Source organism: Streptomyces violaceus, assembly GCF_036014075.1.
GTDB lineage: Bacteria > Actinomycetota > Actinomycetes > Streptomycetales > Streptomycetaceae > Streptomyces > Streptomyces violaceus.
In genome coordinates, this window is record NZ_CP107911.1 from 5239947 (window position 1) to 5253635 (window position 13689).

General features: G+C 71.6%; 13 protein-coding genes. 5 read left to right on the plus strand and 8 right to left on the minus strand.

Features of this window, described 5'->3' with window-relative positions; genetic code table 11:
* Positions 1 to 5 precede the first annotated feature (5 nt).
* The 5 genes from OG542_RS23765 to OG542_RS23785 all read right to left on the minus strand — a co-directional run bounded on the left by OG542_RS23765 (position 6) and on the right by OG542_RS23785 (position 3684).
* Positions 6 to 452: an organic hydroperoxide resistance protein gene (locus OG542_RS23765; protein ID WP_328413592.1), complete on the minus strand. Its 447-nt coding sequence runs from the start codon at positions 450 to 452 to the stop codon at positions 6 to 8.
* A 105-nt stretch (positions 453 to 557) separates the two neighbouring features.
* On the minus strand, positions 558 to 1028 hold the full coding sequence (locus tag OG542_RS23770) for a MarR family winged helix-turn-helix transcriptional regulator (protein ID WP_328413593.1): 471 nt from the start codon (positions 1026 to 1028) through the stop codon (positions 558 to 560).
* 10 nt (positions 1029 to 1038) lie between these two features.
* A complete protein-coding gene (locus tag OG542_RS23775) occupies positions 1039 to 1815 on the minus strand; it encodes an energy-coupling factor ABC transporter ATP-binding protein (protein ID WP_184598105.1) in 777 nt (258 codons plus the stop codon).
* Positions 1803 to 2564: a cobalt ECF transporter T component CbiQ gene (cbiQ, locus tag OG542_RS23780; RefSeq protein WP_311126137.1), complete on the minus strand. Its 762-nt coding sequence runs from the start codon at positions 2562 to 2564 to the stop codon at positions 1803 to 1805. The genes OG542_RS23775 and cbiQ overlap by 13 nt, the downstream gene beginning before the upstream one ends.
* A 1-nt stretch (position 2565) precedes the next feature.
* A complete protein-coding gene (locus OG542_RS23785) occupies positions 2566 to 3684 on the minus strand; it encodes an energy-coupling factor ABC transporter permease (protein WP_328413594.1) in 1119 nt (372 codons plus the stop codon).
* 168 nt (positions 3685 to 3852) lie between these two features.
* On the opposite strand from OG542_RS23785, the gene OG542_RS23790 reads away from it, so the two are divergent.
* The gene (locus tag OG542_RS23790) at positions 3853 to 4218 is read left to right on the plus strand and encodes an SsgA family sporulation/cell division regulator (RefSeq protein WP_311126135.1); all 366 of its coding nucleotides are present in this window, start codon (positions 3853 to 3855) and stop codon (positions 4216 to 4218) included.
* A 9-nt stretch (positions 4219 to 4227) separates the two neighbouring features.
* Here OG542_RS23790 and OG542_RS23795 read toward each other — a convergent pair whose 3' ends face one another.
* The 3 genes from OG542_RS23795 to OG542_RS23805 form a co-directional block, all read right to left on the minus strand.
* Complete coding sequence (locus OG542_RS23795; RefSeq protein ID WP_328413595.1) at positions 4228 to 5898, minus strand: penicillin-binding transpeptidase domain-containing protein; 1671 nt, start codon at positions 5896 to 5898, stop codon at positions 4228 to 4230.
* Positions 5899 to 5995: 97 nt separating this feature from the next.
* Positions 5996 to 7627: a penicillin-binding transpeptidase domain-containing protein gene (locus OG542_RS23800; RefSeq protein WP_328413596.1), complete on the minus strand. Its 1632-nt coding sequence runs from the start codon at positions 7625 to 7627 to the stop codon at positions 5996 to 5998.
* 131 nt (positions 7628 to 7758) lie between these two features.
* The gene (locus OG542_RS23805) at positions 7759 to 9504 is read right to left on the minus strand and encodes a dolichyl-phosphate-mannose--protein mannosyltransferase (RefSeq protein ID WP_328413597.1); all 1746 of its coding nucleotides are present in this window, start codon (positions 9502 to 9504) and stop codon (positions 7759 to 7761) included.
* Positions 9505 to 9589: 85 nt separating this feature from the next.
* Here OG542_RS23805 and rsmI point away from each other — a divergent pair, with 85 nt between their 5' ends.
* From rsmI to OG542_RS23825, 4 genes are all read left to right on the plus strand, one after another.
* Positions 9590 to 10438 carry a 16S rRNA (cytidine(1402)-2'-O)-methyltransferase gene (gene rsmI / locus OG542_RS23810; protein WP_328413598.1) on the plus strand — a complete coding sequence of 283 codons (849 nt, stop codon included), beginning with the start codon at positions 9590 to 9592 and terminating at the stop codon, positions 10436 to 10438.
* Positions 10439 to 10751: 313 nt separating this feature from the next.
* Positions 10752 to 11186, plus strand: coding sequence for a hypothetical protein (locus OG542_RS23815; protein WP_311126130.1), 435 nt, complete (start codon positions 10752 to 10754; stop codon positions 11184 to 11186).
* 79 nt (positions 11187 to 11265) lie between these two features.
* Positions 11266 to 12147, plus strand: coding sequence for a TatD family hydrolase (locus tag OG542_RS23820; RefSeq protein WP_311126129.1), 882 nt, complete (start codon positions 11266 to 11268; stop codon positions 12145 to 12147).
* Between the two features lie 129 nt (positions 12148 to 12276).
* A complete protein-coding gene (locus OG542_RS23825; protein WP_328413599.1) occupies positions 12277 to 13689 on the plus strand; it encodes a ubiquitin-like domain-containing protein in 1413 nt (470 codons plus the stop codon).

Genomic DNA, 13689 nt, shown 5'->3' on the forward strand with positions numbered 1-13689 from the left:
CCCCCCTAGCCAAGCAGGATCGTCACGTCGATGTTCCCGCGGGTCGCGTTCGAGTACGGGCAGATCTCGTGGGCCGCGTCCACCAGCCTGGTCGCGAGGTCGGGGTCGACGACCGGGAGGGAGACGCTCAGGGCGACCGCGAGGCCGTAGCCGTGCTGGGTGTTGGGGCCGATGCCGACCTTCGCGGCGACCGTGGAGCCGGCCAGGTCGTAGCCCTCGCGGTTGCCGACCAGGATCAGGGCGTTGTGGAAGCAGGAGCTGTAGCCGGCCGCGAAGAGCTGTTCCGGGTTGGTGCCGTTGCCGTCGCCGCCGAGCTGCGGGGGCATCGCGACCTTGAGGTCGATCTGACCGTCCTGGCTGGTGACATAGCCCTCACGGCCGCCGTGGGCGGTGGCCTCCGCGACGTACATGATCTTCGTCGGGCGGGTGTCGACGGCGGGGCCGTCAGTCATGCTGTCCTCCCCCGGAAACAAGTGCGCACAAACACATCGTGCACAAGGTACTGGCCAGTAACCGGCCTGCGCCAGCAGGGGGTTACAACCCGGGGTAACCCGCCATCAGCGAGCCCGGTCCGCCGCCGACTCCGCCTTCCCGGCCAGGTGCCACAGCTCCTCGCGCAGCCGCGCGATCTCCGTGCCGTCAAGGCCCGTCGCCGCGAGCAGCGCGCCGGGCACGCAGGTCGCGCGCTCCCGGAGTTCCTCCCCGCGCCCGGTCACGGCCACGAGCACCGACCGCTCGTCCCGCGCCGACCGTTCGCGCCGCAGCAGCCCCGCCGCCTCCAGCCGCTTCAGCAGCGGCGAGACCGTGCCGTAGTCGAGGCGCAGGGCCGCCGCCAGCTCCTTGACCGTGGTCTCGCCGCGCTCCCAGAGGACGAGCAGCACGAGGTACTGCGGATAGGTGAGGCCGAGTTCGTCGAGGAGCGGGCGGTACGCGGCCGTCACCGCGCGCTGGGCGGCGTACAGCGCGAAGCACAGCTGCTCGTCCAGCAGCAGTGAGGCATCCCCACTCGTGCTCTCCTCGTTCGTCACGCGCCCATTGTCACGGACGGGCCGGAGCGGCCGGCACGGAACGCGGATCGAAGCCGAACGGCAGCTCCAGCCGGTGGGCGCGCATCAGCTCCTCGTCGGAGAGCAGTTCGCCGGTCGGGCCGTCCGCCGCGATCACGCCCTCGCTGAGGACCAGGGAACGCGGGCACAGCTCCAGGGCGTAGGGCAGGTCGTGCGTGACCATCAGGACCGTCACGTCCAGCGAGCGCAGGATGTCCGCCAGTTCGCGGCGGGAGGCGGGGTCGAGGTTGGAGGAGGGCTCGTCGAGGACGAGGATCTCCGGTTCCATGGCGAGGACGGTCGCGACGGCCACCCGGCGGCGCTGTCCGAAGGAGAGGTGGTGCGGCGGGCGGTCCTTGAACTCCGCCATGCCGACCCGCTCCAGGGCCCGCTCCACGCGCTCCTCCAGCTCCGGCCCCTTCAGCCCGGCCGCCGCGGGCCCGAACGCCACGTCCTCCCGGACGGTCGGCATGAAGAGCTGGTCGTCCGGGTCCTGGAAGACGATGCCGACCCGGCGCCGGATCTCGGCCATGTGCCGCTTGTCCACGGGCAGCCCGGCGACCCGCACCGTGCCGGCGCCGCCGGTCAGGATGCCGTTGAGGTGCAGCACGAGGGTCGTCTTGCCGGCGCCGTTCGGCCCGAGCAGCGCGACCCGCTCGCCGCGCGCGATCGAGAAGTCGACACCGAAGAGGGCCTGGTGCCCGTCGGGGTAGGCGAAGGCCAGACCGGCCACGTCGAGCGAAGGGTTCACATCAGTCACAGCGACCATCCCAGCAGACAGACGACAAGGGCCGTGCCCGGGAGGGCCAGGGCGTACGACCACTGCGTCCGGGACGCGGTCACCTCGTCGATGACCGGCATGGCACCGGCGTAGCCCCGGCTGACCATGGCCAGATGCACGCGCTCGCCGCGTTCGTAGGAGCGGATGAACAGCGCGCCGGCGGACTTGGCGAGCACGCCCCAGTGCCGCACGCCCTTCGCCTCGAAGCCGCGGGACTCCCGGGCGATCCGCATGCGCCGCATCTCGTCCGCGATGACGTCGCCGTAGCGGATCATGAAGGACGCGATCTGCACGAGAAGCGGCGGGAGCTTGAGGCGCTGCAGGCCGAGGAGCAGTTCGCGCAGGTCGGTGGTGGCGGCCAGGAGGACGGAGGCGGCGACGCCGAGCGTGCCCTTGGCGAGCACGTTCCAGGCGCCCCACAGGCCGTTGACGCTCAGGGACATCCCCAGGACGTCGACCCGCTCGCCCTCCGCCACGAACGGCATGAGTACCGCGAACGCGACGAACGGCACCTCGATCAGCAGCCGCCGGAGCAGGAATCCGGCGGGCACGCGCGCGACGCCCGCGACGACGCCCAGCAGCACGGCGTACCCCCCGAACGCCCACATCGCCTCGCGCGGCGTCGACACCACGACCAGCACGAAGGCGAACACGGCGGCGAGCTTGGTGTGCGGCGGCAGGCCGTGCACGGGCGAGTGCCCGTGCCGGTAGAGCTTGTGCGCGTGCCCGGCTCCCATGTCAGACGCCCGTGCTGCTCGTCGCGTTCGACGTGCCCGACGTATCCGACGTGTTCGTCGTGTCCGACGTGTTCGTCGTGTTCGACGGGGAGGTGTCGTCCGAACGGCGCCGGCGTACGGCCCAGAAGACCGCGCTGCCCGCGACGACCGTGACACCCACACCGATGACGCCCGCCAGACCCCCGGACAGGCGGGCGTCATCGACGTCCTTGACGCCGTAGTCGGCGAGCGGGGAGTCGGCCGCGGAGTGCTCCTCGGCCTTCTTGTCGATGCCGTGGTCGGTGGCGACCTTCTCCAGACCGTCCGGATCGGCCGAGGCGTAGAAGCTGACGAATCCGGCCAGCAGGAGGGAGGCGACCAGGCCCGCGGCCCACACCCCGCGGTGCGAGGTCCGGGCGGCCACGGGTGCGGACTCGGGCTCGGCGCCGGGCGCGTCGACCAGTTCGCCGTTCACCCGCAGCTTGAGCTTCGGGGTGCGGCCGCGGGCCGCGTGGACCAGGTCCGGGCGTACGGCGAGGACCGCGCCGACGGTCAGCGCGGTGATCGCGGCCTCACCGATGCCGATCAGCAGGTGCACGCCGACCATGGCGGTGGCGACCTTGCCGATCGACACGTCGGTGGTGCCGCCGATCGCGTACATGAGCGTGAAGGCGAGAGCGGCGGCGGGGACGGAGACGAGGGCGGCGACGAAGGAGGCCGCGGTGATCGACCCGCGGGTGGGGGGGAGCACCTTCGCCAGGCCGCGGAAGAGGGCGTAGGCGACGACCGTCGTGACGATCGCCATGTTGGTGATGTTCACGCCGAGCGCGGTCAGGCCGCCGTCCGCGAAGAGCAGGCCCTGCATCAGCAGGACGACGGAGACGCACAGGACCCCTGTGTAGGGGCCCACGAGGATCGCGGCGAGCGCGCCCCCGAGCAGATGGCCGCTGGTCCCGGCCGCGACGGGGAAGTTGAGCATCTGCACCGCGAAGATGAACGCAGCGACGAGACCGGCCAGCGGGGCGGTGCGCTCGTCGAGTTCGCGCCGCGCGCCGCGCAGGCTCACGGCGATGGCGCCCGCGGCGATCACACCGGTGACGGCGGAGGTGGGGGCGTCGATGAATCCGTCAGGTACATGCACGGTTCGATGATGTGGCTTGATGCGAACAGTTTGCAAGAGCGTGACGCTTGTCTTATCTCACCCGTGGTATGTCCGGCTCCGAGGGCGTAATCCTGAAAATATGCGACATTGGAGAGGGAGTGGACGCACAGTTTCCACTCAGGTTGCGCACGGTGAAGGGGCCGTCCGATGTCCGTAGTCGAGCAGTACGCGCGAGCCCATATCGTCACGGACGCGGCCGTACCGTTGATCGATGAGCTGGAGGCGGTTCCGGTCACTCTGCGCTACGACCCGGACCGGGATCCCCGTGCGGTGGGCATCAAGCTGCCGGGTGCCGGGGCGCGCGAGTGGACCTTCGGCCGTGAGCTCCTGGAGGAGGGGCTGCGGGCCCCCGCGGGCAGCGGTGAGGTGCGGGTGTGGCCGTGCGGCCGGGTGCAGGCCGTGGTCGAGTTCCACTCCGCGCAGGGAGTGCTGGTGGTGCAGTTCGAACGGCAGGCGCTGCTGCGGTTCCTGCGGCGGACCTACATAGCCGCCGCGGAACCGGTCACCCACTGACCTTCCGGGTCAGCTCCCCGCCTTCAGCAGCGCCGCCACGATCGGCCCGGCCGTCTCGCCGCCGTGGCCGCCCTGCTGGACGACGCCCGCGGCCGCCAGATCGCCCCGGTAGGCGGTGAACCAGCCGTTCGGCTTCTTCTGCCCGTCGACCTCGGCGGACCCGGTCTTCGCGCCGGCGTCGCCGCCGACCCCGGCCATCGCCTCCGCGGCCGTGCCGTAGTCGGCCGTGTACGACATCAGGTCACGCAGCTGGGACAGCGTGCCCGCCGACATCGTGCGCGAGGCCTTGGCCAGCTTGCGGCCGTCCACGTCCGGGGAGACCAGATACGGCTGGTGGAAGGTGCCGGACTTGACCGTCGCCGACACCGACGCCATGTTCAGCGGGTTCATCCGGACCCCGCCCTGCCCGATCAGCGAGGCCCCCATCTGGGCCGCCGACTGCACCGGCACCGCCCCGTCGAAGGACGGCACTCCGATCGCCCAGTTGTTCAGCCCCAGGCCGAAGACCTGCTGGGCCTGCTTGGTCAGGTCGTCGTCCTTGAGCTTGGGCGCCTGGCTGATGAAGGCCGTGTTGCAGGAGCGGGCGAAGCTCGCCTTGAACGTGCCGTTCTTGATCTCGAACTTCTTGTCGTTCTGGAACTTCCAGTGCCCGTACGTGAAGTACTTCGGGCACGGGTGCTTCTTGTCCTCCGAGGCCAGGCCCTTCTCCAGCAGCAGCGAGGAGGTGATGACCTTCATCGTGGAGCCGGGGGCGAGGGAGCCCTGGAAGGCGGTGTTGAAGCCGGGCGAGGCGTTGGCGGCGGCCAGGATCTCGCCGGTCGAGGCCCGCATGACGGCCACCGACGACTTGGCCTTCTTCGCGACCTGCTTCTCGGCCGCCGCCTGGAGGGCGGGGTCCAGCGTGGTCTTCACCGTGCCGGGCGTGCCCTTGCTCAGCTCCAGCAGGGTCTTGTCGGAGAGGTCGTCCGACTTGGCGGACTTCCCGCGCATGACCCGCAGCTCGATGCCGGCCTTGCCGCCGGCCTCCTTGCCGTACTTCTCGCGCAGCCCGTCCAGCACCGGGCCGAGCGAGGCGTATTTCTGCTTGGTCAGCTCGCCCCCGTCCCGGTCGAGCGCCTTGACCGGGGGCGTGCCCGCCTCGCCGGTGACCAGCTTGTCGCCGTCCTTCAGATCCGGGTGGACGACCGCCGAGTGCCAGTCCACCAGCGGCTTTCCGTCGCTGGTGCGGCGCACGACGGTCAGCGCGCTCTCGTACGCCAGCGGTTTCTCGGTGTTCTTGTACGCCACGGTGCCCTTGACGGAGAACGGCACCTTGTCACCGGTGGGCTTGCCCGGGGTGAGGGTGACGTCCTTGACGCGGGCGTCCTTGGTGTAGCCGGTGAGCAGGGACGTCGCCGCAGCCGCTTCGTCGGTGGCCGCGGCGGCCTGCGGAACCTTCCCGGACTGCCAGGCGGTGAGGAAGGCACGGGCGGTGGTGGTGACCTCGGTCGCCGACAGCGGCCCGGTCTTCACCTTCGGCTTCTCGTCCGATGCCGCCCGGCTTCCGTCGTCGGCGGCCGCGCCGCCGCCGTACAGCGCGTAGGCGCCGAACCCGGCACCACCGACGACCACGGCGATCACCCCGCCGATCACGGCGGGTCTCGTCTTCCGTCGCTCGGCGACGCGCCTTCTGTTGCCCACTGCTTGTCCGTTCCTCCGCGAATCCCCAGGGTCCCCGTCGCCCTCAGCTGTCCCAACGACGCCCACCACCCTAGAGTCCCGTCCTGCGCGGGTGAGATCAGCCACCCGTTCGTAGCACGGCTGCGACAATCGGCCCGGCCGCGTCGCCGCCGTGACCGCCCTCCTCGGTCATGGCCGCCGCCGCGATGTCGCCCCGGAATCCGGTGAACCAGCTGTTGGACTTGGCGTTGCCGTCGACCTCGGCGGAACCGGTCTTGGCGCCGATGTCGCCGCCCAGTCCCCGCATGGCCTCCATGGCGGTGCCCTGCGTGGCGGTGAGCCGCATCATCTGCTTGAGCTGGGCGGCGGTGCTCGCCCGCAGGCCCTCGGCCCGCGCGAGCGGCCGGCCGTCCAGCTCCGGCGAGACCAGATAGGGCTGGCGGAAGCTGCCGGTGATCGCGGTCGAGGTCACCGAGGCCATGTTCAGCGGGCTCATCTGGACCTGGCCCTGCCCGATCGCGCCGGCCGCCCGGTCCGGTCCGCCGACCGCGGGGACGCTGCCGTCGAAGGAGGCGATGCCGGTCTTCCAGTTGTCCTGCCCGAGCCCGAAGCGCTGCTCGGCCTCCTGCGCCAGCGAGGCGTCCGTGAGCGGCTTCTCGTCGATGAGCTTGATGAAGGCGGTGTTGCAGGACCGCGTGAAGCTGTTGGCCAGCGTGGCCTTCTCATCGGGCCGCATGTTCGTGAGGTTCTTGAACGTCTGGCTCTGCCACACGGCGGTGTCCGGGCAGGGCGCCGGACCGTTCATCGAGGTCACGCCGTTGTCGATGAGCATCGCCGCGGTGACGATCTTCATGGTGGAGCCGGGGGCGGCCTGCGCCTCGAAGGCCGCGTTGAAGCCGTCCGTACGGTTGTTGGCCACCGCCAGGACCTCGCCGGTGCTGGGCTTGACGGCCACCACGGACGACTGGGCGAACCGCTTGACCGCCTTCTCGGCCGCCGCCTGCGCGCCCGGGCTGATCGTGGTGGTCAGCTTGCCCGGCTTGCCCTTGGCGAGGGTCAGCAGCGGGGTGTCGGCGACGCCCTCGCCGGCGTGCCGGATCACCAGCTCGATGCCGGGGGTGCCGCCCGCCTCCTTGCCGTACTTGGCGCGCAGGTCATCCAGGACCGGGCCGAGGGAGGGGTACTTCTCCTTCGTCAGCTCGGTGCCGTCACGGCCGACGGCCTCGATCGGCGGGTTGGCCGACTTCTCCGTGACGAGCGTGTCGTCCTTCTTCAGCCCGGGGTGGACGACAGCGGGCTGCCAGTCGACCAGCGCCCGCCCGGTGGTGAGCCCGCGCACGACCTTCAGCTTGCTCCGGTAGCCGATCGGCTCGGACTTCCCGTCGTAGGCCACCTTCGCCTTCACCGCGTACGGCACGGTGGTGCCGCTCGCCGTGCCGGGCGTGATCTTCACGTCGGTGATGTGCGCGTCGTCCCCGAAGGCGGTGAGCAGCTGCTCGGCCGCCGCGTCGTTGTTCGTGTACGACGCGGCCTGCGCGGCCTCGCCCTTCTCCCAGGCCGCGAAGAACTTGGCGGTGGTCTCCTCGACCTCGTCCTCGCCGGGCGGCCCCGACTGCTTCTCCGCGGCCACCCCGCTCGTGCCCCCGTCGCCGTTCAGCGCGCTCACGATGTTGAAGGCGCCGTACCCGGCCCCGCCGACCATCACCGCGAACACGCCGCCTATGACAGCGACCTTGACCCCCTTGGCCATGCGGCCGTCCCCTCCCCGTGGAGCCTCCACACGCTCCTTTGAACGTGTTCAGAAAGCTCGATCCCGGGAGCACTCTAGGGGAAGCGGTTACCACAGGGGCAGGCGTTTTCGATTCTTGACCGAAACGGAGGTCAGACCCAGGTATCCAGCCACATCCTGGCCCGCCAGTCGTCGATGGGGATGGCGGTGCCCGTGTACAGGGGCCAGAAGTAGATGAAGTTCCAGGCGATCAGCAGGACCAGGACGCCCGCGCCCGTGGCGCCCGCGACGCGGCGGGTGTCGGAGGAGCGGGGCGGGCCGATGATCGCGCCGAGGAGCATCGCCACCGCAAGGCACAGGAAGGGCAGGAAGACGACGGCGTAGAAGAAGAAGATCGTGCGCTCCTGGTACATGAACCAGGGCAGGTAGCCGGCCGCGATGCCGCAGGCGATGGCGCCCGCGCGCCAGTCGCGGCGGAACAACCAGCGCCACAGGACGTAGAGGACCGCGAAGCAGGCGACCCACCACAGCATCGGCGTGCCGAGGGCGAGCACCTCGCTGGCGCACTTCTCGCCCGCGTCGGCCGGGCAGCCGCCCTTGCCGGGCGCCGGGGACTCGTAGAAGTACGACACCGGGCGGCCGAGGACGAGCCAGCTCCACGGGTTGGACTCGTACGTGTGCGGCGAGGACAGGCCGACGTGGAACTCGTACACCTGGTGCTCGTAGTGCCACAGGCTGCGCAGCCAGTCGGGCAGGAAGGTCCAGCTGCCGCCCTTGCCGCTCGTCGCGGCCCAGTTGCGGAAGTAGCCGCCGGAGCCGTCGGTGGCGGAGAAGATCCAGCCGGTCCAGGCCAGGACGTAGGTGACGACGGCGACCGGGACCGTGGCGAGGAACGCGAGGCCCGTGTCGCGCCTGAGGACCGCCGAGTACGGGTGCCTCGCGCCGGCCACCCGGCGCGAGGCGACGTCCCACAGGACCGCCATCAGGCAGAACGCGACCAGGATGTAGAGGCCGTTCCACTTCGTGCCGATGGCCAGGCCCAGCATCAGTCCCGCCGCCCAGCGCCAGGGGCGCCATCCCAGCCGGGCCGTCTCGGCCGTGTGCCGGTCGGGCCGGACCCGGCCGTCGGCGTCCGCCGGGAGCGCGGCGGCGAGTCTCTCGCGGGCCTTGTCGCGGTCGACGAGCAGACAGCCGAACGCGGCCAGCACGAAGAACATCACCACGCCGTCGAGCAGCGCCGTGCGGCTCATCACGAAGTGCAGGCCGTCCACCGCCATCAGCGCGCCGGCCAGACAGCCCAGGAAGGTGGAGCGGAACAGCCGGCGGCCGATCCGGCACAGCATCAGCACGGACAGCGTGCCGAGCAGCGCCGTCATGAAACGCCAGCCGAAGGGGTCGAAGCCGAACAGCAGCTCGCCGATCCCGATGACGTACTTGCCGACCGGCGGATGCACGACGTACGCCGCGTCCGCGGGGATCGTGACGTGCCCGCCCGACAGGATCAGATCGTTGGCGTTCTTGTCCCAGTTGACCTCAAACCCGCGGTGGACGAGGCCCCACGCGTCCTTGGCGTAGTACGTCTCGTCGAATATCACCGCCTTGGGATGGCCCAGGTTCCAGAACCGCAGCACGCCCGCCACCAGCGTGACGAGCAGCGGACCGATCCAGGCCGACCAGCGCACCAGCCGTCCCGCCAGGGTGCGCGGGACGCCGAGCGCCGCCCACAGGCGCGGGCCGGGCTCGGTGTACGGCGGCACCAGGCGGTCACGGACGTCGCCGGCGTCGCTTCTGGGCTGCCCCTGGTAGCCGAAGCGGCGCAGCCGCTGCTGCCAGGACGGCCGCTGCTCGTGCGGCGCCTGGCCCTGCCGGGTGTCCGTGGAGGACGCGGTACTGGTCACCGCGCCATCGTAGGGAACCGTTCTGTGTGAGTCCCGTGCATGGCCGGTATGCGTCCGCGTCCTGTGCCCCTGGGAGGATGGTGAGGTGACTGGAATCCTCGTACTCGCAGGTACCCCCATCGGCGACATCGCGGACGCCCCGCCCCGGCTCGCCGACGAATTGGCCGGAGCCGATGTCGTCGCCGCCGAGGACACGCGGCGGCTGCGACGGCTGACCCAGGCGCTGGGCGTCATGCCCAAGGGGCGGGTGGTGTCGTACTTCGAGGGCAACGAGGCCGCGCGGACGCCCGAGCTGGTCGAGGAGCTGGCGGGCGGGGCGCGGGTGCTGCTGGTCACGGACGCGGGGATGCCGTCGGTGTCGGACCCCGGGTACCGGCTGGTCGCGGCCGCCGTCGAGCAGGACATACGGGTCACCGCCGTGCCCGGGCCGTCCGCCGTGCTCACCGCGCTCGCCCTGTCAGGGCTGCCCGTCGACCGGTTCTGCTTCGAGGGGTTCCTGCCGCGCAAGGCGGGGGAGCGGCTGGGGCGGCTGCGGGAGGTGGCCGGGGAGCGGCGGACTCTCGTGTACTTCGAGGCTCCGCACCGGCTCGACGACACGCTGGCGGCGATGGCCGAGGTGTTCGGCGTGGAGCGGCGGGCCGCGGTGTGCCGGGAGCTGACCAAGACGTACGAGGAGGTTCGGCGGGGGCCGCTGGGGGAGCTGGCCGCGTGGGCGGCCGAGGGCGTGCGGGGGGAGATCACCGTCGTGGTGGAGGGGGCGCCTGAGAAGGGGCCTGAGGAGGTCGGGCCCGAGGAACTGGTGCGGCGGGTTCGGGTGCGGGAGGAAGCGGGGGAGCGGCGCAAGGAGGCGATCGCCGCGGTTGCGGTGGAGGCCGGGGTGCCGAAGCGGGTTGTTTTTGACGCGGTGGTCGCCGCGAAGAACGCGGCGGGGTGAGCCGGGTTCGGGGCGGGGGCTGGGGAGCTTTGCGGGGGGCCGGTTGTCTGTGGTTTGTCGCGCCCACGCGGCGGAGCCGCATATGAGCACAGCCCCGCGCCCCTGAGAGGGGCGTAAGCACCCTCTGAGCAGGGCGCATGTCGGATGAGCGTGCGCCCCATGGGCGGGCAAAGCAGGAAGGGCGCTGGGGCAAGGAACGCCCAAATCGGCGCCAATAGACGACAGGTCTGCTGCCTTCGGTCCGGCTGAGGAGTCCACTGGGTCGCGGGGACGGAATCGTCCTCACGCCACAGCGGACCAATCAGGAGCTGGCATGAGTGAGACCGCAGGGCAGACCGGGCTCCGCGCCGGTGCGACCGCCGTCGTCAACGAGGCGTACTCCTTCGCCTGCATGCGCTGCGGGCACGGCTGGGAGCAGTCGTACGAGATAGAGCACCACACGGACGCCGCCGGGCACGAGTTCGTCCTCTACGTGGCGGACGGCAAGGTCGTGCCCTCCCCCCTGTCCAAGCCCACGTGCCAGAACTGCGACGGCCACGTCGTGCGGATCATGCGGCCCGGGCGGGTCGAGTCCGCGCGCAACGCCGCGCACCGGCCTCACCGCGTGCCGCCGCCCGCCGGGCCGGTGGAGGCACCGAAGGCGGACGGTGAGGCCGAGGAGCAGGGTGCGGCCGGCCAGGACAGTCGCGAGCACCACCACTGGCATCTGTCCGACCTGCTGCACCCCTTCCAGCGCAAGGCGAGCTGACCCGTCCGGCTCCCCTTGTAGACGCCCTCCCCGGTCCTCCCCCGCCGGGGAGGGCGTACCCCTTTCGTAGGATCGGGGCATGCCTTCGAACGACTCCGGCAAGCACGCCGCGCCCCCGCTCCCGGAACCCCTCCGGGTGCCGGTCGCCGACTCCCACACCCACCTGGACATGCAGTCCGGCACGGTCGAGGAGGCGCTGGCGAAGGCGGCCTCGGCCGGAGTGACGACGGTCGTGCAGGTCGGCTGCGACCTCAAGGGTTCGCGGTGGGCCGCCGAGACGGCCGCCGCGTACGACGCCGTCCACGCGACGGTCGCCCTGCATCCGAACGAGGCCCCGCGCATCGTGCACGGCGACCCCGACGGCTGGTCCAGGCAGGGCGCGCGCGAGCCGGGCGGACAGGCCGCACTGGACGAGGCGCTCGCCGAGATCGACCGGCTGGCCGCGCTGGAGCAGGTCAAGGGCGTCGGTGAGACGGGCCTCGACTACTTCCGCACCGGGCCCGAGGGCAAGGAAGCCCAGGAGAGGTCCTTCCGCGCCCACATCGAGATCGCCAAGCGGCACGGCAAGGCCCTGGTCATCCACGACCGCGAGGCCCACGCCGACGTCCTGCGCGTCCTGAAGGAGGAGGGCGCCCCCGAGCGGACCGTCTTCCACTGCTACTCCGGCGACGCCGAGATGGCGGAGATCTGCGCGAGCGCCGGCTACTTCATGTCCTTCGCCGGCAACGTCACCTTCAAGAACGCCCAGAACCTGCGGGACGCGGTGGCGGTGGCCCCGCCGGAGCTGCTGCTGGTGGAGACGGACGCGCCCTTCCTCACACCGGCGCCGTACCGCGGGCGGCCGGGCGCCCCGTACCTCGTGCCGATCACGGTGAGGGCCATGGCCGAGGTGCGCGGCGTCGACGAGGACACACTGGCCACCGCACTCGCGGCGAACACGGCACGCGCCTTCGGCTACTGACCACGCTCCCACCTCACCGCACGACTGTGCGTAGTCGCGTCGCTTTGGAGAGTGACGGCCGCTCCGCTAGGTTCTGGGGGCCCGATCCGGACCCCTCTGGACCCCCTCCGGCCCCTGGAGCGTGTCGGCGTGAGCAACTCGCAGTACGAGACGTACGAGCGGTACGAGGCGTATGGCCCGGCCCACGCGGAGCCGGTGCGTGGCGGTTTCGACGGTGCCTACGAGGACACCTACCGGCCCGCCTACGAGGTGCCGCCGCCCCTGCCCGGGCTGCCCCGGCAGGGTGCCCCGGAGGACGCATCCGAACCGGCGTCCGTCCCGCACCCCACGCGCGCGGAGTCACGGGCCGAATCGCGGGCCGAAGCCCGCGCCGGTTCGCGCGCCGCGCCGCGCACCGGCTCACATCGCAAGGCCGCCCGCCGGCGCAAGGCGCGGTACGCCGAGCGCACGGACGGCTCCATGCTGCGGCTGCTCCCGCAGGCCCTGGTCGTCGCCTTCCTGGCGGGCGGCACCACGGCCTTCGTCGCCAAGGACAAGGCGATCGAGCTGAACGTCGACGGCAAGGCACGCACGCTGCACACCTTCGCCGACGACGTCACCGAGCTGCTGTCGGAGGAGGGTGTCGAGATCGGCGCCCACGACGTGGTGGCACCCGGGCCCGGCACGGAGATCGCCAGCGGCGACGAGGTCGCCGTGCACTACGCCCGTCCCGTGCGGCTCACCCTCGACGGGCACCGGCGCGAGGTGTGGACGACGGCGCACACGGTGGCGGGGGCGCTCAGAGAGCTGGGAGTGCGTCAGGAGGGCGCCTACCTGTCCACCTCGCGCTCCCGGCAGATCGGCCGCGAGGGGCTCGCGCTGGACGTGCGGACCGAGCGCACGATCACGATCATGGCCGACGGCAGAGCCCGCACCGTCCGCACCAACGCGGCGACCGTGCGGGAGGCCGTGGACGAGGCCGGAATCACCCTGCGCGGCCAGGACACCACGTCCGTCCCGCAGGGGAGCTTCCCGCGCGACGGGCAGACCGTCACGGTGCTGCGGATCACCGGCGGCAAGGAGGTCCGCGAGGAGCCGATCCCCTTCCAGGTGCGGCGGAGCGAGGATCCGACCCTGTTCCAGGGCACGGAGGTGGTGGAGCGCGCGGGCGAGGCGGGTCTGCGCCGGGTCACGTACTCCCTGCGCACCGTCAACGGCGTCAAGCAGAAGCCGCGCCGGATCAGGGCCGAGGTGGTGCGCGAGCCGCGCCCGCAGGAGGTGAAGGTCGGCACGAAACCCCGGCCGACGTCCGTGCAGGGCGCCGACCACCTGAACTGGCAGGGCCTCGCGGCCTGCGAGTCCGGCGGCCGGCCCGACGCGGTCGACTCCTCGGGCACCTACGGCGGCCTCTACCAGTTCGACACCCACACCTGGCAGTCCCTCGGCGGCAGCGGCCGCCCCCAGGACGCCCCGGCGGCGGAACAGACGTACCGCGCGAAGAAGCTGTACGTCCGGCGGGGCGCGAGCCCTTGGCCCCACTGCGGCGGCCGCTTGCACGGGTGA

What these genes read in the sequence shown, in the direction of transcription:
- OG542_RS23815 (WP_311126130.1), top strand. Translation starts at nt 10,752, where the DNA reads ATGAGTGAGACCGCAGGGCAGACCGGGCTCCGCGCCGGTGCGACCGCC.
- OG542_RS23800 (WP_328413596.1), bottom strand. Translation starts at nt 7,627, where the DNA reads ATGGCCAAGGGGGTCAAGGTCGCTGTCATAGGCGGCGTGTTCGCGGTG.
- cbiQ (WP_311126137.1), bottom strand. Translation starts at nt 2,564, where the DNA reads ATGGGAGCCGGGCACGCGCACAAGCTCTACCGGCACGGGCACTCGCCC.
- OG542_RS23765 (WP_328413592.1), bottom strand. Translation starts at nt 452, where the DNA reads ATGACTGACGGCCCCGCCGTCGACACCCGCCCGACGAAGATCATGTAC.
- OG542_RS23790 (WP_311126135.1), top strand. Translation starts at nt 3,853, where the DNA reads ATGTCCGTAGTCGAGCAGTACGCGCGAGCCCATATCGTCACGGACGCG.
- OG542_RS23820 (WP_311126129.1), top strand. Translation starts at nt 11,266, where the DNA reads ATGCCTTCGAACGACTCCGGCAAGCACGCCGCGCCCCCGCTCCCGGAA.
- OG542_RS23775 (WP_184598105.1), bottom strand. Translation starts at nt 1,815, where the DNA reads ATGGTCGCTGTGACTGATGTGAACCCTTCGCTCGACGTGGCCGGTCTG.